Genomic DNA, 20,212 nt, shown 5'->3' with positions numbered 1-20,212 from the left:
CTACCCGTTCGACGCGCCGGGCGTGACCCGGCGAATCCTTATCTACCGAAACCCAGCAGCAGCGGGTCGTGGTCGGAGCTGCGCCACGGGCCCGGCACGTTGCGGCCCTGGTAGCCGCTGGCGTCCTGTTCGTCGGCGTTGCTGTGCCATTCGGCGGCACCGCGCAGGCGCTTGGCCATGCCCGGGCTCAGCAGCGCGTGGTCGAGGCGGCCGGTGTAGCCGTTGTAGACGTAGCTGTAGGGGTGCTCGACCTTGGCCACCTTGAAGGCGTCCTGCCAGCCGAGGTCATGCAGGGTGCGGATCGGATCTTCCTGGGCGTAGGCATTGAAGTCGCCCAGCAGCACGATGTCCTTCACCTTCAGGCGCGCCGCCTCGGCGCCGACCCACTGGTTCAGCTGCCGCGCCGATTCCACGCGGGTGGCGTTCCAGCAGCCCTGGCCATCATTGCGGTCGGCATCGGCGCCGGCAGCATCACGGCAGCCCTTGGACTTGAAGTGGTTGGCGACCACCATGAACGGCGCGCCGTTGCCCTGGAACGCCTGGGCCAGCGGCGCACGGCTGTGTTCGGCGAACGGGCCGTCCAGCTTGGTCAGCGGTGCGCCCAGCGGCTTGAACAGGCCCTTGCGGTAGATGATGCCCACCCGGATCGGATTGGTGCCCGGGCCTTCGCCCGCATCGACCATCGCCCACTGCTGGGCCGGTTCCAGCGTGGCGTTGAGCGCGGCCAGCAGTTCGGCGATGGCCGACTGCGGGCCGTAGCCGTCGTTTTCCAGTTCCATCAGCGCGGCGATGTGGGCATCCAGCGCGCTGATGGTGGCCACCAGCTTGGCCACCTGGGCCTTGTGCTCGTCCAGCGTGCGCGCACCGCGCAGGGTCGGGAAGCCACCGCCCTGGCCGTCACCGTTGAAGAAGTTCTCCAGGTTGAACGCGGCGATGTGCAGGTCGCCGGCCACCTTGGGCACCGCCGGGCGCTGCAGGTCGGGCAGCGTCAGCGTGCCTTCCACCTGCAGGCTGGGGCGGCCCTGTGCGTCCACGCGCACGATGCCTTCGACGTTGCGCAGCTGCATGCCGGTGCGCAGCACCGGGTTGCCGGCCAGGTACGGCACGCTGCCCGGGTCGCGGGCATCGCTGCCGTCATCCAGCACCAGGCGACGGCGCTGGTTGTCAGCCATCACCTGTTCGATGCCGGCCGTACCCGGCGCGGCCACTTCGGTGGGCTGCCAGAGGCGGCCGTCGAAGGCCACGGTGAGCTGGCCGAAGCGTTCCAGGCCATCGGTGCCGGCCAGGGTGAGCGGGGCGGCGATGCGCACGTGCTGGCCGTCCAGCGCGCGCCAGTCGGCCGGGGCCGTGGTCAGCACGACCGGGGCCTTGCTGCGAGCGGTGGTGGCGGTCTGGGTCGGCGCGGCCTGCGGCTGGGCCTGGGCAAAGGCGGTGGCCGGCAGCAGCAGGGACAGGGCAAGGGCGAGGGAACGGCGGCGCATCGACGGGCGACTCCACGAAATGGGCGCACAGACTAACCCCGAAATGTGCAGGCCCGCTTGCAGCACCGGGCACGATGGGCGATCAGGCCTCGGTAGGCAAAGCACGGGGGCGCGGGGGCGCGGGGGTAGAGTCGACTGTTAGTCGACTATCGCGCACAGCGCGGGCTTTTCGGCGACGTAGCGAAGAGCAGTCGACTGACAGTCGACTCTACCCCCCATTCCGCCATTCCGCCGTTTCCCGGTTTGGCCGTTCCGGCGGTTACTTCAGGTTGCCCAGCATCCAGTCCACGGTGGCGTGGATCTGCTCCTCGGTCAGCGCCGGGTTGCCGCCCTTGGGCGGCATGATGCCGCCATCCGGGCCGGTGTAGCCCTCGATGGCATGCTTGTAGAGGGTGTCCTTGCCCTGCGCCAGGCGCTGGTCCCAGTGCGCGTGGTCGAGCGTGGGCGCCTGGCCGACGCCGGTGGTGTGGCAAGCGGTGCACAGGTTGTCGAAGATGACCTTGCCGTCCTTGGTGCCGCCATAGGCGACCTGCGACGCGGCCTTGGCCAGTGCGGCGGCCTTGGCGGCGGCCTGTGCAGCGGCGCCGGTACTGCCGGCGTACACCGCGCCGGTGGGCGAGATGCGCTGCTCGGTGCGCTTGGCTGCCGTGGGCGATACCTCGGGCGGAATCCGGGTGTGGATGTACGCCGCCAGGAGGATGAGACCGAGGGTGATGGCCGCCAGCAGCGCGATCACCATGGAGAAGCGTTTCAGGAACTCCAGATCGTAATTCCGCACTCTTCGTTACCCCTGGCTGATAGTCGTTGGACCACGGCTGAGCGACTGCGTGATGGGCCGAGTATAGAACGCGCTTTGCGTGCGACAACAGGCGTCGATGCTGGTGCGGCGCAGCATGCATGCCTGGTAGTGCCGGCCGCTGGCCGGCATCGCCATCCGCCGGATGGATCGCGCGGAAGCCGGCCAGCGGCCGGCGCTACCGGGTGACGGGCGCGCCGATCGCGCGCAGGCAGAAGCTGCAGATCGCATCCACCAGCGCGTCTTCGTCGCGGTGCGCTTCGCGGCTGGGGGCGGTCGGGCCGACCATCGCTTCGGTAAAGGCGCCCACCAGGCAGGCGGCGGTCGCATGCGCGTCCTGCGCAGGCAGCTCGCCGGCCGCCACGCCCTCTTCCACCAGGCGCAGGAAGACATCGCCGAAGGCGCGGCGCCCGCGCATGCGCTCGGCCTCCACGTCCGGGTCCACCGGTTCGACGATGAAGGCATGGGCCAGCCCCGGCCCGGCCAGGGCGCGGCGGACGAAGGCGGTGATGGCCAGGCGCAGGCGCTCGCTGGCCACTTCGGGGCCGCTGGCGATGCGTTCCATGATCTCCACCTCGTGGGCCACGGCGGCGTTGAGCACCTCCACGAACAGCTCGGCCTTGGACGGGAAGTGCCGGTAGATCAGCCCGGTGGACACCCCGGCCTGGGTCGCCACGGCGGTCACCGGGGCGTTGCGCCAGCCGCCGGCAGCCACCAGCTCGCGGGTCGCCAGCAGGATCCGTTCACGGGCCCCGGCCAGGCGTTCTTCCATCAATGCAGAGCGTTTGTAGGCCATATCCTGATTCTAGTTTCAATTTTTGAATTTGTGTTCACTTCTTTCCCGAACCCCGCTACGCTGGGGCCATCGCCCGTGCTGGCCGCTGCCTTCAACAGCCACCAGCCTCCCCCTGACGGGTGCGTCCATTCCCCACCTTCCTCGTGGAGCCGCCGCAATGCACGTGCCATCCCTGAACTTCGATCTTGGCGAAGAGATCGACCTGCTGCGCCAGAGCGTGGCCCATTTTGCCGCCGCCGAGGTCGCTCCGCTGGCCGCCGAGGCCGATGCCACCAATCAGTTCCCGCTGGCCCTGTGGCCGAAGCTGGGCGAACAGGGCCTGCTGGGCCTCACCGTGGAAGAAGAATACGGCGGCACCGGCATGGGTTACCTGGCCCACGTGGTGGCGATGGAAGAAATCTCGCGCGCCTCCGGCGGCATCGGCCTGTCCTATGGCGCGCACTCCAACCTGTGCGTGAACCAGCTGCGCAAGAACGGCAACGAGGAACAGAAGCAGCGCTTCCTGCCCGGCCTGTGCAGCGGCACGCTGGTCGGTGCGCTGGCGATGAGCGAGCCGGGCGCCGGTTCGGACGTGGTGTCGATGAAGCTGCGCGCGGACAAGCGCGGCGACCGCTACGTGCTCAACGGCAACAAGATGTGGATCACCAATGGCCCCGATGCCGACGTGCTGGTGGTCTACGCCAAGACCGACATGGCAGCCGGCGCCAAGGGCATCACCGCCTTCCTGGTCGAGAAGGGCATGAAGGGTTTCAGCACCGCGCAGAAGCTGGACAAGCTGGGCATGCGCTCCTCGCCCACCTGCGAACTGGTGTTCCAGGATTGCGAAGTACCGGAAGAAAACGTGCTGGGCCAGGTCGGCGGTGGCGTGCGCGTGCTGATGTCCGGCCTGGACTACGAGCGCGTGGTCCTCTCCGGTGGTCCGCTGGGCCTGATGGCCGCGGCCATGGACGTGGTGATGCCGTACGTGCACGAGCGCCACCAGTTCGGTGAAGCCATCGGCAGCTTCCAGCTGATCCAGGCCAAGATCGCCGACATGTACGTGGGCCTGGGCGCCTGCCGCGCCTATGTGTACGCCGTGGCGCGCGCCTGCGACCAGGGCCGCACCACCCGCCAGGACGCCGCCGGCGCCATCCTGTATGCCGCCGAGAAAGCCACCTGGCTGACCGGCCAGGCGATCCAGATCCTGGGCGGCAACGGCTACATCAACGAATACCCGACCGGCCGCCTGTGGCGCGACGCCAAGCTGTATGAAATCGGCGCCGGCACCTCGGAGATCCGCCGCATGCTGATCGGCCGCGAACTGTTCCAGCGCACCCTGTAAGGCCACTGCGATGACCGTCCTCAACAGCCAGCTGCAACCGGGCAGCGACACCTTCGAAAGCAACCGCGCCGCCATGCAGGCCGTGGTTGATGACCTGCACGCCACGCTGGCGCGCACCGCGCTGGGCGGCAACGAGGCCGCCCGCGCCAAGCACACCGCACGCGGCAAGCTGCTGGTGCGCGACCGCATCGACGCCCTGCTCGACCCCGGCAGCGCCTTCCTGGAAATCGCGCCGCTGGCTGCGCACGGCATGTACGAAGACGCCGTGCCCGCCGCCGGCGTGGTGGCCGGCATCGGCCGGGTCAGCGGCGTGGAATGCGTGATCGTGGCCAACGATGCCACGGTCAAGGGCGGCACCTACTACCCGATGACGGTGAAGAAGCACCTGCGCGCGCAGGAGATCGCCGAGCAGAACCACCTGCCCTGCATCTACCTGGTCGATTCCGGTGGTGCTTTCCTGCCGCTGCAGGACGAGGTGTTCCCCGACCGCGATCATTTCGGCCGCATCTTCTACAACCAGGCCAACCTGTCCGCGCAGGGCATCCCGCAGATCGCCTGCGTGATGGGCAGCTGCACCGCCGGCGGCGCCTATGTGCCGGCGATGAGCGACGAGACGGTGATCGTGCGCGAACAGGGCACGATCTTCCTCGGCGGCCCGCCGCTGGTGAAGGCCGCCACCGGTGAAGTGGTGACGGCCGAGGAACTGGGCGGCGCCGACGTGCACACGCGCATTTCCGGCGTGGCCGACCACATGGCCGACAACGACCTGCAGGCGCTGGCGCGGGTGCGCGCGATCATCGCCCAGCTGAACTGGCGCAAGCCGGAACCGGCGATGGCGGTACAGCCTTCCGAGGAACCGCTGCTGCCGGCACACGAACTGTACGGGGTGATCCCGGCCGATACGCGCAAGCCCTACGATGTGCGCGAAGTGATCGCACGCCTGGTCGATGGCTCGCGTTTCGATGAGTTCAAGCCGCGGTACGGCGCCACGCTGGTCACCGGCTTCGCGCATCTGAACGGCTACCCGATCGGCATCATCGCCAACAACGGCATCCTGTTCTCCGAGTCCGCGCTGAAGGGCGCGCACTTCATCGAGCTGTGCACCCAGCGCAATATTCCGCTGGTATTCCTGCAGAACATCACCGGCTTCATGGTCGGCCGCAAGTACGAACAAGGCGGCATCGCCAAGGACGGGGCCAAGCTGGTGATGGCCGTGGCCTGCGCCAAGGTGCCCAAGTTCACCGTGGTCATCGGCGGTTCGTTCGGTGCCGGCAACTACGGCATGTGCGGCCGCGCCTATTCGCCCAACTTCCTGTGGATGTGGCCGAACGCGCGCATCGGCGTGATGGGCGGCGAACAGGCGGCCAGCGTGCTGGCCACGGTCAAGCGCGATGGCATCGAAGCCAAGGGTGGGCAGTGGCCTGCCGCGGAAGAAGATGCCTTCAAGGCGCCGATCCGCGACCAGTTCGAACAGCAGGGCCACCCCTACTACGCCAGCGCGCGCCTGTGGGATGACGGCGTGATCGATCCGGTCGACACCCGTCGCGTGCTCGCCCTGGCCCTGTCGGCCAGCCTCAACGCCGCCCCGCAGCAGACGCGCTTCGGCGTGTTCCGCATGTGACCCGTGCCATGACCGAGCAAGCTCCCATGAAGCCCGTTGCCATGTTCAGCAAAATCCTCATCGCCAACCGTGGCGAGATCGCCTGCCGCGTCATCGCCACCTGCCGCCGCCTCGGCATCGCCACCGTGGCGGTGTATTCCGATGCCGACCGCAACGCGCGCCACGTGCGCCTGGCCGACGAGGCCATCCACATCGGTGCGGCCGCCGCGCGCGAAAGCTACCTGCGCGGCGACGTGTTGCTGGACGCCGCGCGCCTGACGGGCGCGCAGGCGATCCATCCCGGTTACGGCTTCCTGTCCGAGAACGCCGATTTCGCCGACGCCTGTGCCGCCGCCGGCATCACCTTCATCGGCCCGCCGGCCAGCGCCATCCGCGCGATGGGCGACAAGAGCGCGGCCAAGGCCCTGATGGCCAAGGCCGGTGTACCGCTGACCCCGGGCTACCACGGCGACCAGCAGGACCCCGCGTTCCTGCGCGCGCAGGCCGATGCCATCGGCTACCCGGTGCTGATCAAGGCCAGCGCCGGTGGCGGTGGCAAGGGCATGCGCAAGGTCGAACACAGCGAGGACTTCGTCGATGCGCTGGCCAGCTGCCAGCGCGAGGCCGCTTCGGCCTTCGGCAACGACCACGTGCTGGTGGAAAAGTACGTCGAGCGCCCGCGTCACATTGAGATCCAGGTGTTCGGCGATTCCCACGGGGATGCGGTGTACCTGTTCGAGCGCGACTGCTCGGTGCAGCGCCGCCACCAGAAGGTGCTGGAAGAAGCCCCGGCACCGGGCATGAGCGCCGAACGCCGCGCCGCGATGGGCAAGGCCGCGGTCGATGCCGCGCGCGCGGTCGGCTACGTGGGTGCGGGCACGGTGGAGTTCATCGCCGGCCCGGACGGCGATTTCTATTTCATGGAAATGAACACCCGCCTGCAGGTCGAGCATCCGGTGACCGAGTACATCACCGGCACCGACCTGGTGGAATGGCAGCTGCGCGTGGCCGCTGGCCAGCCGATGCCGCTGCGCCAGGAACAACTGGCCATCCACGGCCACGCCATCGAAGCACGCCTGTACGCCGAAGATGCCGACCGTGGCTTCCTGCCGTCCACCGGCACCCTGCGCCGCCTGCGCCTGCCGACGCCTTCGGCGAACGTGCGCGTGGATACCGGCGTGGAAGAAGGCGACAGCATCACCCCGTACTACGACCCGATGATCGCCAAGCTGATCGTCTGGGACGTGGACCGCGAGGCCGCGCTGCGCCGCATGAGCCAGGCCCTGGCCGACTGCCAGGTGGTGGGCGTGACCACCAATGCCGGTTTCCTGCGTCGCCTGGTGAACACCGATTCGTTCGCGCACGCGAAGCTCGACACCGCGCTGATCGAACGCGAACAGGCCGCGCTGAACGCCGTGGGCGACAGCGACGATGCGCTGTGGCAGCTGGCGGCCATCGCCGCCGTGACCAGCACCGTGCATGCCGGCAGCGATGCGCGCGATCCGCATTCGCCGTGGCAGGCACAGGACGGTTGGCGTCTGGGTGCTTCGGCACCGCGTGTGCTGCCGCTGCAGCAGGGCGAGCGCACGCACACGCTGAAGGTGTGGGCGCAGGCCGATGGCTGGCGCGTGCAGCGCGATGATGCTGCACCGGCCACGGTGCTCGGCAGCGCCGACGGCCAGCGCATGAGCGTGCAGCTGGACGGCCGTCGCTGGCAGCTGCAGCTGCTGCGCGAAGGCGACCAGCTGTATCTGTTCGGCGCCGATGGCCAGCACCGCTTCACCCTGCACGACCCGGTCGGTGAATCGGACAACGCAGTGGCCGACGCGGGCAGCCTGCTGGCACCGATGCCGGGGAAGATCGTGGCCACCCTGGTGGAAGCCGGTACGCAGGTGAAGCGCGGCACGCCGCTGGTGGTGCTGGAGGCGATGAAGATGGAGCACACCCTGCAGGCACCGGCGGATGGCACGGTGAAGGGTTATCGCGCCAAGGCCGGTGACCAGGTGGGTGACGGTGCGGTACTGGTGGATTTTGAGGCGGGCTGAGCGTGGCTGGCCCGGCACTCAGCCGGGCCACACCACAGCGAGGGGATCCAGTTCCGGGGTGACCTGGGCGGCGCCCCTCCAGCCTGCACCACAGGCCAACAACGGTCCCTCCGCCAGGGGCTCCAAGCCAAGCGCCTGCTCGATATCCACTTCATTGATCGCGGCGGTGACATAGGCGCCCAGGCCCTGCTCGCCTGCAGCAGTGAACATCGCCTGCGAGATGTGCCCCAGATCCAGCAATGCGGCGCGGTAGGCCTTGGGATGGTTGCGGTATTTCCAGAAGGCGCGTGCATAGCGCACGGTCAGCAGAAGATGCACCGGCGCGTCTGCAAACCAGTGCTGGCCCGCCAGCAGGCGCTTGGCCAACCCTTCCATCGGTGGGCACGGCATCGCCACCAGCGCATGTTCAAGCGGTCGGTAGTGGTAGAGCCCTGGATCGATTCCGTCCACGCGCTGTACCAGCAGATAGGATTCAGCGGCATGCAGCGCGCCACCGGAGGGCACCGCCTTCTTCAGGAAGGCGACGCCGGGCTCGGCTTCCACGCGTGCATGCGCCATCACCGTAGCGGCCAGCAGCGCTGACAGCTGCGCTGGGCTGAGCGACCGCTGCGTGTCGAAATTGCGGCAGGTTACCCGCCGGTTGCCCGCAATGGCCTGGGCAGCAGGCCCCTGCGGCAGCGCGATGGGATCGCCATGACCGCGCTCGACGATCTCGGGTGCCGGCGGGCCCAGCTGCTCGCGCAGGTCGCGCGCAGTGAAAAGACGCCGCGCTTCCATCGCCGCGGCACTGTCTTCCCCTGACCAGCGCGACTGCCGGTGCAGCAGGGCGGCGGCGGGATACCAGTGCGCCTGCCGCTGCGCTTCATCGCGGGATCCCGGCGCGCCGGGTGCCCCTTCATCGACCAGAAGGCCCACGTCGATCAGCCGTGTCACATGCCCGCGATCCGGCTCGGCAAGCGTCGCCATATCCCGCCAGCGCCCCGGGCTGACCCGTCCCAGCAGCGCCGCTTCCGCTTCATCCACTTGCACGGGCGCCTCCAGGTGTGGCGCCAGGGCCCACCACTGGACCACCTCGCGCAGGCCATCTCCGCCATCGGCCATCGCGGTGAGATCGAAGGACAGGCTCGCGCGTGGCTCCAGGAAAAGAATGCTGCAACGACGAAAGCGCATGTCATGTACCGGAAAGCCCAAACAACTACAGTGGCGCAGGCCGCAGACTAGGGCAATGCCTCAATTTTGCTGTATGGCCGCCGATAGGAATTTCTACGTACTCCCACCCAGGCGCCTGATAGAAAATGACCGACACCAAGTCTCCGCTTTCAACTGAAGTCGCTTCCCGCCTGCTCGACCTGCTGGCGACCGACGATGATTTCCGGGCCCGCTTCCTGTCCGACCGCGAGGCGGCCCTGGCTTCCGTGGGCGCGGCGCCGGACCAGACGGGCGTCTACTGTGATCCGATCACCAAGCTGGCCAGCAAGGAAGCGTTTGCCGCAGCCCGCGATGCGCTGCTCGCCGACCTGACCGGAAAAGCGCTGTTCATGAATCCTCACTGCTTCATCGACGCCAAGGGCTGAGCAACCTTCGGGGCCGACCTGCTGGCCGGCCCTGTATCGAGGATGTTCCGGGTCTGCAGGCCATAGCTGCCTGCAACATCAGCGTAGGCCAGCCCGCGATGTGCCTGCAGCCACGCTGCCTCGCCCCGCTCTTTCGCCTCATCGCCCAGCATGGCGTACGCCTGCCGTTGCGACACATGCAGCGCAACCAGTGCCTCGTTCGTGTCCCAGGGCCGCAGTGCCTCCAGCGCTCGGGCCGGCTCGCCCGCCTGCATCAGCTGGCCGGCTTCCAGAATCGCAAGCATCTGCCGGGCGCGCGCATCATCAAGTGCGATGGCAACGCTGCGGTAGGTGGGCAGCCAGCGCTTGGCGACCCCCGGGTGACCTGCCCGCTGCGCCAGCCACGCCGCTGCCATCGCAGTGAACAGCCTCGATTCGCGTTCGACCGTGTCCTCGGGGCCCTGCACCTTCGCAGCGGCGGCGTCCCACTCTGCAGCAGAAGGCGCATCCCCGGCTGACCAGCGAACGTTCAAGTCGATCAGGGTGAACAGCTCGCAGAGCACTGGCTCTCCGCAGCGCTCCAGGCTTCCGGCTGACAGGGCCACTGCCTTGTCCCACTGGCCACGTTCTGCGGCGAACGTGATGCGCTCGATGCTGTTGGGCAGCGAGGGCGGAAGCTGCCCAAGCAGTGCCTCTGCACCATCAAGGTCGCCTTTGGCGGCCAGCGCTGCGGCCATCTGCCGGCTGCCCGCCCAGTCGCCCGTATGCGTGGCCGCCTGGAAGTAGAACATCGAGCGTTCCAGATCATCTTCGGCCAGGTACATGCGGCCGAGGAAATCCAGTGCCATGGCGCGTGCCGGATTCTGCGATGCCAGCAACGTCCGTGCAGCGTCGATCGCTTGCGCGTACTTGCCCTCGCTCGCCAGTGCATTGGCGTAGTTGGCACGCGCCCCGTAGTGATCCGGGTAGAGCGTGGAGAGGGCTTCCCAGCGGCGCGCGATGTCCTTGAAGGTCCCTCCGCTGAACTCCGTACCCCAGGCATCCATGTACAGGGCATCGCGGGGGCTCATGCGGTTGCGCAAGGCCATTGCCCGCTCGAAGAACGTGCGGGCCATCGCCATGTTGCCCTGGCTGTAGTGCACCCGCATGCTCCCCACATAGGCGAATGCAAACTGCGGGTCGATGCGCGCCGCCTGGTCGAAATGTTCCAGTGCCTCGCGGGTGCGGTGTTCGGCATAGGCTGACAGGCCCAGCGCATAGGCCCGCAGCGCATCCAGGTCACCCGTGGTGACTTCCGGCAGCGGACGCGAATCGCTCCTGATCGATGCCAGTGATTCACCCAGGCGCGCACGCATGGCCGATACCACCTGATCCGTGGACCCGAGCACGGACTGCAGGCCGCGGCCTTCGGCGTGCTCCGAATAGACCGCGACCCCACTTACCGGATCGATGACCTGCAGCGCAACCTGCAGTTGGCCATGCACTTCCTGCACGGTGGGCAGCACCACGGCACGCGCGCCGTCGCGCAGCGCAATCTGGATCGCCAGGTCGCGATCGATGGCCGGGGCATCCTCGGCGCGCATGCGGCGCAGCGTGTCGCGGACCTTGAGGTCGCTCAGTACATTGACGTAGCGGGATTGTTCCAGGCTGATGCGCAGTGCCTGGTCCATGCCCTGCTCGAACAGCGGGTCGTTGGTCAGGTTCCGCACATCGGCGAGCACCACCCAGTCACGTTCGGCGAAGGCGATGGCAGGCTCGGGCCGCAACAGCGTCCACAGCATCGTTGCCACCAGGGCCAACGCCGCTACCTCGGCCAGCAGGGACGTCGGCCGCCGCCACAGCGGCAGGATCGGCCACGCCTTGGCGCTCCTGCGCGGGCGCCGCAGGGGGGCAGTCCCCTTGCGACCCAGTTCGACCACTTGCAGTTCTGCATCGCCGCCGCGGAAACGCCAACGCCCGTGCGACTTCCAGACCCGTTCGGCACCCTCGGCTGGCAGTGCATCCTGCGACCGCCGGACCATCGATTCGGCCACCCCCGAAAGCAGCAACTGCCCCGGCCGCGCCATCTGCATCAACCTCGCCGCCAGGGGCTTGGCCAGGCCCTCCACTTCCACGGGCTTGGCACCCAGTGCGATGGCGTCGGTGCTGTTGGTCCAGATCATGATCTCGCCCACATGCAGGCCCGCGCGGCACAGCAGGCGAGCGCGATGGGGCGCACCCAGATCAAGCAGCCCCTGCTGGTAGTCCAGCGCGAAACCGACCGCATCGGCAGGACGCTTGAAAATCATGAACAAGCCATCGGAGCGATCGATCTGCTGCCCGCGCCAACGCTGCTGCAGGGTCAGCACCAGGCGATCATGCTGCTGGAACAATTCGGCGGCAGCGGCATCACCCAGCCGGTTCACGACGTGCAGCGAATCGCACAGGTCAGTGAAAAGCAGTGCCCGCACCTGGGGCGTGTTGTCAGGGGTGGAGCCGATGGCATCCTTCATCGGTGGGGCTCGCCATTATCCTGCTGGAGGGTATGCAAATGCCCAACGCACGCAATCACCACCGTCGCGCTTGGCCTGGTACAGCGCGCGGTCGGCACGGCCGTACCACTCGCTCCAGTCGCCCTGCACGTCCAGCATCGTGGCACCGATGCTGGCCGGGGTGACGTGCGGATTGCCATGGCTGCGTTCGAGCAGGCCATGCACTGCGCTGAGGATGAACTCGGCCGCGTGCTGGGCGGCCTCGCGGTCGGCGTGGCGCAGGATCAGGCAGAACTCATCGCCGCCCAGCCGGCAGGCCAGGTCGTGCTCGCCGGCCATCGAACGCAGGATGTTGCCCATGCTCTGCAGCACGCGGTCACCGGCCTGGTGGCCGTGGCGGTCGTTGACCTGCTTGAAGCGGTCGCAGTCGATCAGCAGCAACACCTGCGGTGCGCCATCGGGCTGGCTGCGGCAGTCCTGCAGGTAGCGGGTCAGGCCACGGCGGTTGTGCAGGCCGGTCAGTTCATCGGTCTGCACCAGTTCGCGCGTGTGGGTGAGCTGGTGGGTGGTGATGTACAGGTTGTCCAGCGCGGTTTCCAGGTCGTGGTTGCGCCGGCGCAGCTGGCTGATCAGCACCTGTTCGTTGGACAGCATGCGCATGATCGTGCGGCGCAGGAAGTAGGCCACCAGCCCCGGATCGGATTCGACCAGGCAATGGAAATCGGCCGGGCCCAGTTCCAGCACCTGGCAATCGTCGATGGCACGGGCGCCGGCACTGCGCAGGTGGTCGCCCACCAGCAGGCCGAGTTCACCGAAGAACTCATGCCGCCCCAGGGTCTTGACCACCAGGTCCTCGCCGAAATCCAGTTCGATCCGGCCTTCCACGATGACGTACATGCGTTCGCCACGATGGCCGCGATGGAACAGCCACTGCCCGGCCTCGACCCGGGAGAGCCGCGCGAACCGCGCGAACAGGGCGACTTCCGCGTCCGACAACACGGCGTGCACGATCTCGGCCATCGCCACCTGGGCGATACCGGTTGTCATGTCGATGTTCTCGGCCGCACCCCTGCCGGTCATTCCCCGCCGCCAGCGTCCCCTGGTGAGGAGCGGAGCATAGCAGTGAATCAAACTGTGCGCGTCTTCTCATTTTTCATGAAGACACCACGATCGGGCCCGAACAGGCGGGCAACCCGCATTCATGAGGGCAGTTGCCGCGCGCGGGCGGCGCCCGGATACAACGACGCCGGCAGGTCCCCCGACCTGCCGGCGTCGTCTGGCCCTTCCCTGGCCACCCTGATCGCACTCATGTTCCGGTAGAGCCGGCCGCTGGCCGGCTGTTCCGGGAGCTTGCCGGCCCGCGGCCGGCACTACCGGCCGAGGTTGGCTCAGGCGGCGCGTTCGCTGCGGCCGCCGTGGAACTGCTCTTCTTCGGTCGAGCCGGTCAACGCGGTGGTCGAGGACTGGCCCTGCTGGATGGCCTGGGTGACCGCATCGAAGTAGCCGGTGCCGACTTCGCGCTGGTGCTTGACCGCGGTGAAGCCACGCTCTGCCGCTTCGAACTCGGCTTCCTGTAGTTCCACGAACGCGCTCATCTGGCGGCGCGCGTAGCCGTGGGCCAGGTTGAACATGCCGTAGTTCAGCGCGTGGAAGCCGGCCAGGGTGATGAACTGGAACTTGTAGCCGTAGCTGCCCAGCTCGCGCTGGAACTTCGCAATCGTGGCGTCGTCCAGGTTCTTCTTCCAGTTGAAGCTGGGCGAGCAGTTGTAGGCCAGCAGCTTGCCGGGGAACTTCGCATGGATCGCCTCGGCGAATTTCCGCGCGAACTCCAGGTCCGGCTTGCCGGTCTCGCACCACACCAGGTCGGCATAGGGGGCGTAGGCCAGCCCGCGGCTGATCGCCTGGTCCAGGCCGTTGCGGGTCTTGTAGAAGCCTTCCACGGTGCGTTCGCCGGTGGTGAACGGCTGGTCGTTGCCGTCGATGTCGCTGGTCAGCAGGTCGGCAGCTTCGGCATCGGTGCGCGCCACCAGCAGGGTCGGCACGCCCAGCACGTCGGCGGCCAGGCGCGCGGCGTTGAGCTTCTCGATGGCCTCGCGGGTCGGCACCAGCACCTTGCCGCCCATGTGCCCGCACTTCTTCACCGAGGCCAGCTGGTCCTCGAAGTGCACGCCGGCGGCGCCCGCCTCGATCATCGCCTTCATCAGCTCGAAGGCATTGAGCACGCCGCCGAAACCGGCCTCGGCATCTGCCACGATGGGCTGCAGGAAGTCGATGTCATCCTTGCCTTCGGCATGGTGCAGCTGGTCGGCGCGCAGCAGGGTGTTGTTGATGCGCTTGACCACCGCCGGCACCGAGTCGGCCGGGTACAGCGACTGGTCCGGGTACATCTGCCCGGCCAGGTTGGCATCGGCGGCCACCTGCCAGCCGGACAGGTAGATCGCCTTCAACCCGGCCTTGACCTGCTGCATGGCCTGGTTGCCGGTGAGCGCGCCCAGCGCGTTGACGAACTCGCGCTCGTGCAGCGACTTCCACAGCTTTTCCGCGCCCAGCCGGGCCAGCGAATGCTCGATGTGGACGGTGCCACGCAGGCGCACCACGTCGGCGGCGCTGTAGTTGCGCTGGATGCCTTCCCAGCGCGGGTGGGTGTCCCAGTCGTGCTGGATCTGTTCGGCAGTGGGCAGGGTGCTCATGTCTTTCTCCAGTTCGGTGTTGTAGAGCCGGGCGCTGCCCGGCTGGGATGGATTCGGGGCGGCAGGGACGATGCGGTCAGTCGATGCGTGCGTAGGCCGGCAGGGTCAGGAAATCGGTCAGGTCGTCGTTGCGGCTCAGTTCGCCCAGCAGGGCGATGGCTTCGCCGATGCGGGCGCCGCCAGGCAGTGCGCGGGTATCGCCCAGCCGCGCCGGCAGCTGCGCCAGGGCGGTGTCGAGCAGCGCCAGGTCGATGGCGGTGCCGTCGTCCAGCTGCTGGCCCGGCGTGTGCAGCCACTGCCACAGCTGGCTGCGGCTGATCTCGGCGGTGGCCGCGTCTTCCATCAGGTGGTGGATCGGCACGCAGCCGTTGCCGTCCAGCCACGCGGCCAGGTAGCGCACGCAGACTTCGACATTGCCCTCGAAACCGGCACGGGTGATGCTGCCCGGCGGCCGCGCGATCAGTTCATCGCGGCCCACGCGCACGTCCTGGCGCAGCACCTGGTGCTGGTTGGCGGTGGGCATGTGTTCGTCGAAGATGGCCATCGCCACCGGGATCAGCGCCGGGTGCGCGACCCAGGTGCCATCGTGGCCAGCGCTCACTTCGCGCAGCTTGTCCGCACGCACCCGGGCCATGGCCTGTTCGTTGGCGGCGGCATCGCTGTTGATCGGGATCTGCGCGGCCATGCCGCCCATCGCATGCGCGCCACGGCGGTGGCAGGTCTGGATCAGCAGTTCCGAATAGGCCTTCAGGAACGGCTGGGTCATGGTCACCTGGCCACGCTCGGGCAGCACGCGGTCGGCGTGGCGGCGGAAGGTCTTCAGGTAGGAAAAGATGTAATCCCAGCGCCCGCAGTTCAGGCCGACAATGCGCTCGCGCAGGGCGTGCAGGATCTCGTCCATCTCGAACACCGCCGGCAGCGTTTCGATCAGCACGGTCACCTTGATCTGGCCGTGCGGCAGGCCGAGCATGCCTTCGATGTGCGACAGCGCGGTTTCCCACAGGGCGGCCTCTTCCATGCTCTGCAGCTTGGGCAGGTAGAAGTACGGGCCGCGGTCCTTGGCCTGCAGCGCGCGCGCATTGTGGAAGGCGAACACCGCCGCATCGAACAGGCCACCGGCGATGAACTGGCCATCGACGCGCACGTGCTTCTCGTCCAGATGCCAGCCGCGCGGGCGCACGATCAGCACCGCTTGCTCGTCGTAGGGGCGCAGCGTGTAGTGCTTGCCCGGCTTGCCGTTGGCGGCCGGCGCAGTGAATTCCAGATCGCCGCGCACGGCAGCCGCCAGCGACTGCTGCCCGGCCAGCAGGTTGCGCCAGGTCGGCGAGGTGGAATCCTCGAAGTCGGCCATGAACACCTTGGCGCCGGAGTTCAGCGCGTTGATGACCATCTTCGGATCGGTCGGGCCGGTGATCTCGACGCGGCGGTCCTGCAGTGCGGCCGGCAGCGGCGCCACGCGCCAGTCGCCGCTGCGGATGGCAGCGGTGTCTTCGCGGAAGTCCGGCAGGCCGCCCTGGTCGAAGAACGCCTGGCGCTCGCGGCGGGCCTGCAACCGCGCCTGCCGGCCCGGTTCCACCGCCCGGTGCAGCGAGACCAGCAGCGCCAGCAGCGGTGCCGGCAGCACGGTCTCCTGGCCGGCCACGCGGGTCGCCAGAGCGATGCCGGGGGTGGCCTTGGCGGGGATGGAGGAAACGGCGGAAGCGACGGCGGACATGGGGCGACTCCAGCGGTGGGGGAACGCCCCCAAAGTGCCGCCCGGGCGGAGTATTTGGCAAAACAGTTTTTGCAATGTTGTACATAAGGTGTGCTAATACTTATGACACCATGACCACGCGCAGCCCGCCAAGTCCGCGTTTTTCCTACAAATCCGACCGGCTGAAGCCGCTGCGCGCGTTCTGCCAGACGGTGCGGCTGGGTTCGGTCTCACGGGCCGCTGAGGCGCTGTTTGTCAGCCAGCCGGCGATCAGCCTGCAGTTGCAGGCACTGGAACGCGAGCTGGGGGTGCCGCTGTTCGAGCGCAGCGGGCGGCGTCTGGTGCCCAGCCGCGAGGGCCAGGTGCTGTACGAGATGGCGCAGCCGCTGGTGGAAAGCCTGGACGGGCTGGAAGCGCGCTTCCGCGACAAGGTGCGCGGGCTGGACGCGGGCGAGCTGAACATCGCCGCCAACAGCTCGACCATCCTGTACCTGCTGCCGAAGATCGTCGAACGCTTCCGCCTGCACCACCCGGACGTGCGCCTGACCCTGCACAACGCGATCAGCGCCGATGGCACCGACCTGCTGCGCGAGGACGCGGCCGACCTGGCGATCGGTTCGATGACCGACGTACCCGCGGACCTGACCTATGCGCCGGCCTACCGCTTCGAGCAGGTGCTGATCGCGCCGCACGACCATCCGCTGGCCAGCGGCGGCGAGCTGGAGCTGGCCGACATTGCGCGCTACCCGCTGGTGCTGCCGCCGAAGCGGCAGATCACTTACCGGCTGGTGGACCAGGTGTTCCAGCGCCACCGCATTGCCTACACCGTGGCGCTGGAAGTGGGCGGCTGGGAGGTGATCAAGCAGTACGTGGCGATGGGCATGGGCATTTCCATCGTGCCGGCGCTGTGCCTGCATGAAAGCGACCACGAGCGCTTGGCGGCGCGGTCGATGAAGCGCTGGTTCCCCGAGCGCAGTTACGGGGTGATCGTGCGGCGGGGCAAGGCGTTGTCGGCGCAGGCGCGGGCGTTCATCGAGCTGATCCAGCCGGAGCTGTTCAGCCCGCGCGATTACGACCAGAGCGGGCATTCCGAGCGCTGAGGGTATTTGGGTAGTGCCGGCCGCTGGCCGGCAACCTCAACAGCAACAGCGGGCTATCCGTGCGATGGCGGGGCGGAGTGGGTGGGTAGGACACGCCGTAAACCCATCCATGGGGGCTCGATGGCGCCATCCATGGCGCCAACGGTCCTGCCCACCCACACCGCCCCGCCTCTGACAGTTGGTCGCTGCTGTTGGTGCCAGCTGCTGTTGGTGGGTGCCGACCGTTGGTCGGCACGGGGTCGGATCCCGTTGCTGCGCAACGGGCTCTGACCCATTTCCGGCTGACGATGAATAAACTGGCCCCATGTCCATCGAACTCCGCCACCTGCGCTACTTCCTCGCTGTTGCCGATACGCTGCACTTCGGCCAGGCGGCCGAGCGGCTGGGCATGTCGCAGCCGCCGCTCAGCCAGCAGATCCGCCAGCTGGAGGAACTGATCGGGGCGCGCCTGTTCGTGCGCAGCCATCGCCGCGTGCAGCTCACTGCCGCCGGTGAGCTGCTGCAGGAACGTGCGCGGGCCATCGTGCAGCAGGTGGAAACGGCGGTGGACGAGGTGCAGCGCGCGCAGCGGGGCGAGCAGGGCGAGCTGCATATCGGCCTGACCCGGGCCACGCCGCTGTCGCCGCAGATTCCGCGTTCGATCCTGCACTACCGCCAGCAGTACCCGCAGGTGCGCCTGCAGCTGAGCGAAATGAACACCCTGCAGCAGATCGATGCCCTGCTCGATGGCAGCCTGGACGTGGGCATCATCCGCAAGCGTGCGCTGCCGCCGGAACTGGTGGCGCACAGCCTGTTCGTCGATCCGCTGGCGTTGATCGTGCACGCCGACCACCCTGCCCTGCGCCGCCTGTCGAAGCAGGGCACGCTGGCGCTGCGCGATTTCGCCCAGGAGCCGTTCGTGGCGTTCCGCCGCAGTGCCGGGGCCGGCATCCATGACCACATGATCGCGCTGTGCGCGGCGGCGGGGTTCACCCCGCGCATCGTGCAGGAGGCCGGTGAGGCATCGACGCTGATCAGCCTGGCGGCCGCCGGGCTGGGCGTGGCGGTGCTGCCCTCCTCGTGCGACCACATCCGGGTGGAGGGCGCACGCTTCGTGGCGCTGGCCGATGCCGGGGCGCATTCGGAAGTGCAGCTGGCCTGGCACCGCGAAGGGGTGACGCCGTTGATCCGCAATTTCGCCGGGTTGTTGCGCGGGGCGTTCGCCGAGGGGTGATGTGCCGCGCTGCGCGCTCGCCGGGCATGGCCCGGCGCTACCACCGCATCACACAGGTAGCGCCCGGCCATGCCCGGCGGGCGTCAGGCGGTGACCGGCTGCGGGGCGCGCTGCTGCAGGGCCCAGATGATGCCGCCGCCGAGCACGGTCAGCACGCCGGTGAACAGGCACACGCCCAGCCAATCCCATGCGGCATAGGCCAGGCCACCGACGGCGCCGAGCACGCTGCTGCCCAGGTAATAGGCGAACAGGTACAGCGCCGAGGCTTCGGCACGCATCGAGCCGGCACGGCTGCCAACCCAGCTGCTGGCCACCGAATGGCCGCCGAAGAAACCGAAGGTGACCAGGGCGATGCCCAGCGCCATCGTGGTCAGCCACGGCATCGACAGCAGCACGATGCCGGCACCGATCAGGCCGAAGGCAATGGTCAGCACGCGGCCGCGCCCGTACCGGGTGGCCTGCTGGCCCATCCACGCCGAGCTGAACGTGCCGACCAGGTACACGCTGAAGATCAGGCCGACCACGGTCTGGCTGAGGTGGTACGGCGGCGCCAGCAGGTGGTAGCCCAGGTAGTTGTAGAGGGTGACGAACACGCCCATCAGCACGAACGAGGTGGCGAACAGCCACGGCAGGCCCGGATCGGCGAACAGCGTTCGCCAGCGCGAGGGCAGCTGGCGCAGGCCGCCGCGGCGTGCCTGGAAATGCCGCGACGGCGGCAGTTGCAGCCACAGCAGCACGGTGCTGGCCACGGCGATGATCGAGACCACGCCGATGCCCCAGCGCCAACCCCAGTGGTCGGCGATGATGCCGGCCAGCAGGCGCCCGCTCATGCCACCGATGGCGTTGCCGCCGATGTACAGGCCCATGGCCAGGCCCAGCGCGCGGCTGTCCATTTCCTCCACCAGGTAGGTCATCGCCACCGCCGGCACGCCGCTCAGCGCCAGGCCCAGCAGGGTGCGCAGCACCAGCATGGTGGTCCATTCATCGACCAGCGCGGTGCACAGCGACAGCAGGGCCGAGGCCATCAGCGCGGTGATCATCATCGGCCGCCGGCCGATCGCATCGGACAGCAGGCCGGCCAGCAGCATGGCCACGGCCAGGGTGCCGGTGCTCAGGGACAGCGACATCGCGCTGCCGGCGGCGGACACCCCGAAGTGGCGGCTGAACTCGGGCAGCAGGGGCTGCACGGTGTACAGCAGGCCGAAGGTCGAGAACCCCGCCAGGAACAGCGCGACCGCCGTGCGCCGGAACGCCGGGGTGCCCTGCTGGATGCGGGTGTCGACAACGGAATCAGGAGTGCGGGGGCGGCCGCTGAGGGACGCCGCAGTTTCGCCAGTCATGGGATCGAAGGGCCGTGGGGGCGGCCGGCGTGGGGGTACGGGGCCCAGCGTAGGCCCCTCGATCCAGTCGATCCATAACCTGATGAGTCAGGATCGATATGCAGGACGTATCA

General features: G+C 68.2%; 15 protein-coding genes. 6 read left to right on the top strand and 9 right to left on the bottom strand.

Features of this window, described 5'->3' with window-relative positions:
• Positions 1-38: 38 nt before the first annotated feature.
• From C1927_RS01200 to C1927_RS01190, 3 genes are all read right to left on the bottom strand, one after another.
• Positions 39-1,481, bottom strand: a complete 1,443-nt coding sequence (locus C1927_RS01200) for an ExeM/NucH family extracellular endonuclease (protein ID WP_108745719.1) — start codon at positions 1,479-1,481, stop codon at positions 39-41.
• Positions 1,482-1,740: 259 nt separating this feature from the next.
• Entirely contained in the window at positions 1,741-2,259 is a 519-nt protein-coding gene (locus tag C1927_RS01195) for a c-type cytochrome (RefSeq protein WP_079224832.1), read from the bottom strand.
• Positions 2,260-2,455: 196 nt separating this feature from the next.
• Complete coding sequence (locus C1927_RS01190) at positions 2,456-3,073, bottom strand: TetR/AcrR family transcriptional regulator (protein WP_079224830.1); 618 nt, start codon at positions 3,071-3,073, stop codon at positions 2,456-2,458.
• A gap of 157 nt (positions 3,074-3,230) precedes the next feature.
• Here C1927_RS01190 and C1927_RS01185 point away from each other — a divergent pair, with 157 nt between their 5' ends.
• Genes C1927_RS01185 through C1927_RS01175 form a run of 3 tightly spaced genes read left to right on the top strand, consistent with a single transcriptional unit; the run spans position 3,231 to position 8,039 of the window.
• On the top strand, positions 3,231-4,394 hold the full coding sequence (locus C1927_RS01185; protein ID WP_108745718.1) for an isovaleryl-CoA dehydrogenase: 1,164 nt from the start codon (positions 3,231-3,233) through the stop codon (positions 4,392-4,394).
• 10 nt (positions 4,395-4,404) lie between these two features.
• Positions 4,405-6,015, top strand: coding sequence for a carboxyl transferase domain-containing protein (locus C1927_RS01180; RefSeq protein WP_108745717.1), 1,611 nt, complete (start codon positions 4,405-4,407; stop codon positions 6,013-6,015).
• A 41-nt stretch (positions 6,016-6,056) separates the two neighbouring features.
• Entirely contained in the window at positions 6,057-8,039 is a 1,983-nt protein-coding gene (locus C1927_RS01175) for an acetyl/propionyl/methylcrotonyl-CoA carboxylase subunit alpha (protein WP_108745716.1), read from the top strand.
• Between the two features lie 18 nt (positions 8,040-8,057).
• Here the strand turns inward: C1927_RS01175 and C1927_RS01170 are convergent, their stop codons facing one another.
• The gene (locus C1927_RS01170) at positions 8,058-9,209 is read right to left on the bottom strand and encodes a putative peptide maturation dehydrogenase (protein WP_108745715.1); all 1,152 of its coding nucleotides are present in this window, start codon (positions 9,207-9,209) and stop codon (positions 8,058-8,060) included.
• 125 nt (positions 9,210-9,334) lie between these two features.
• On the opposite strand from C1927_RS01170, the gene C1927_RS01165 reads away from it, so the two are divergent.
• A complete protein-coding gene (locus tag C1927_RS01165) occupies positions 9,335-9,613 on the top strand; it encodes an NHLP-related RiPP peptide (protein WP_079224820.1) in 279 nt (92 codons plus the stop codon).
• Here the strand turns inward: C1927_RS01165 and C1927_RS01160 are convergent.
• From C1927_RS01160 to aceB, 4 genes are all read right to left on the bottom strand, one after another.
• Positions 9,586-12,084: a putative peptide modification system cyclase gene (locus tag C1927_RS01160; protein ID WP_108745714.1), complete on the bottom strand. Its 2,499-nt coding sequence runs from the start codon at positions 12,082-12,084 to the stop codon at positions 9,586-9,588. The two genes, C1927_RS01165 and C1927_RS01160, sit on opposite strands and share 28 nt — an antisense overlap.
• 15 nt (positions 12,085-12,099) lie before the next feature.
• On the bottom strand, positions 12,100-13,143 hold the full coding sequence (locus C1927_RS01155) for a GGDEF domain-containing protein (protein ID WP_108745713.1): 1,044 nt from the start codon (positions 13,141-13,143) through the stop codon (positions 12,100-12,102).
• Positions 13,144-13,451: 308 nt separating this feature from the next.
• Positions 13,452-14,753, bottom strand: a complete 1,302-nt coding sequence (aceA, locus tag C1927_RS01150; protein WP_108745712.1) for an isocitrate lyase — start codon at positions 14,751-14,753, stop codon at positions 13,452-13,454.
• 76 nt (positions 14,754-14,829) lie between these two features.
• The gene (gene aceB / locus C1927_RS01145; protein ID WP_108745711.1) at positions 14,830-16,467 is read right to left on the bottom strand and encodes a malate synthase A; all 1,638 of its coding nucleotides are present in this window, start codon (positions 16,465-16,467) and stop codon (positions 14,830-14,832) included.
• A gap of 110 nt (positions 16,468-16,577) precedes the next feature.
• Here aceB and C1927_RS01140 point away from each other — a divergent pair, with 110 nt between their 5' ends.
• Both C1927_RS01140 and C1927_RS01135 read left to right on the top strand, forming a co-directional pair.
• Positions 16,578-17,546: a LysR family transcriptional regulator gene (locus C1927_RS01140; RefSeq protein ID WP_079224813.1), complete on the top strand. Its 969-nt coding sequence runs from the start codon at positions 16,578-16,580 to the stop codon at positions 17,544-17,546.
• A gap of 304 nt (positions 17,547-17,850) precedes the next feature.
• Positions 17,851-18,759: a LysR family transcriptional regulator gene (locus C1927_RS01135; protein ID WP_079224812.1), complete on the top strand. Its 909-nt coding sequence runs from the start codon at positions 17,851-17,853 to the stop codon at positions 18,757-18,759.
• Between the two features lie 83 nt (positions 18,760-18,842).
• Here C1927_RS01135 and C1927_RS01130 read toward each other — a convergent pair whose 3' ends face one another.
• Complete coding sequence (locus C1927_RS01130) at positions 18,843-20,099, bottom strand: MFS transporter (RefSeq protein ID WP_108745710.1); 1,257 nt, start codon at positions 20,097-20,099, stop codon at positions 18,843-18,845.
• Between the last annotated feature and the right edge of the window lie 113 nt (positions 20,100-20,212).

Source organism: Stenotrophomonas sp. ZAC14D1_NAIMI4_1 (assembly GCF_003086775.1).
Taxonomy (GTDB): domain Bacteria; phylum Pseudomonadota; class Gammaproteobacteria; order Xanthomonadales; family Xanthomonadaceae; genus Stenotrophomonas.
Note: the sequence above shows the minus strand (reverse complement) of the source record. Positions and strands in the feature narration are given on the sequence as shown.

Coding starts and splice junctions, on each gene's coding strand:
- C1927_RS01165 (WP_079224820.1), top strand. CDS start 9,335: ATGACCGACACCAAGTCTCCGCTTTCAACTGAAGTCGCTTCCCGCCTG.
- C1927_RS01170 (WP_108745715.1), bottom strand. CDS start 9,209: ATGCGCTTTCGTCGTTGCAGCATTCTTTTCCTGGAGCCACGCGCGAGC.
- C1927_RS01180 (WP_108745717.1), top strand. CDS start 4,405: ATGACCGTCCTCAACAGCCAGCTGCAACCGGGCAGCGACACCTTCGAA.
- C1927_RS01140 (WP_079224813.1), top strand. CDS start 16,578: ATGACCACGCGCAGCCCGCCAAGTCCGCGTTTTTCCTACAAATCCGAC.
- aceA (WP_108745712.1), bottom strand. CDS start 14,753: ATGAGCACCCTGCCCACTGCCGAACAGATCCAGCACGACTGGGACACC.
- C1927_RS01190 (WP_079224830.1), bottom strand. CDS start 3,073: ATGGCCTACAAACGCTCTGCATTGATGGAAGAACGCCTGGCCGGGGCC.
- C1927_RS01185 (WP_108745718.1), top strand. CDS start 3,231: ATGCACGTGCCATCCCTGAACTTCGATCTTGGCGAAGAGATCGACCTG.
- C1927_RS01135 (WP_079224812.1), top strand. CDS start 17,851: ATGTCCATCGAACTCCGCCACCTGCGCTACTTCCTCGCTGTTGCCGAT.
- C1927_RS01155 (WP_108745713.1), bottom strand. CDS start 13,143: ATGACCGGCAGGGGTGCGGCCGAGAACATCGACATGACAACCGGTATC.
- C1927_RS01130 (WP_108745710.1), bottom strand. CDS start 20,099: ATGACTGGCGAAACTGCGGCGTCCCTCAGCGGCCGCCCCCGCACTCCT.
- C1927_RS01175 (WP_108745716.1), top strand. CDS start 6,057: ATGTTCAGCAAAATCCTCATCGCCAACCGTGGCGAGATCGCCTGCCGC.
- C1927_RS01160 (WP_108745714.1), bottom strand. CDS start 12,084: ATGAAGGATGCCATCGGCTCCACCCCTGACAACACGCCCCAGGTGCGG.
- aceB (WP_108745711.1), bottom strand. CDS start 16,467: ATGTCCGCCGTCGCTTCCGCCGTTTCCTCCATCCCCGCCAAGGCCACC.
- C1927_RS01200 (WP_108745719.1), bottom strand. CDS start 1,481: ATGCGCCGCCGTTCCCTCGCCCTTGCCCTGTCCCTGCTGCTGCCGGCC.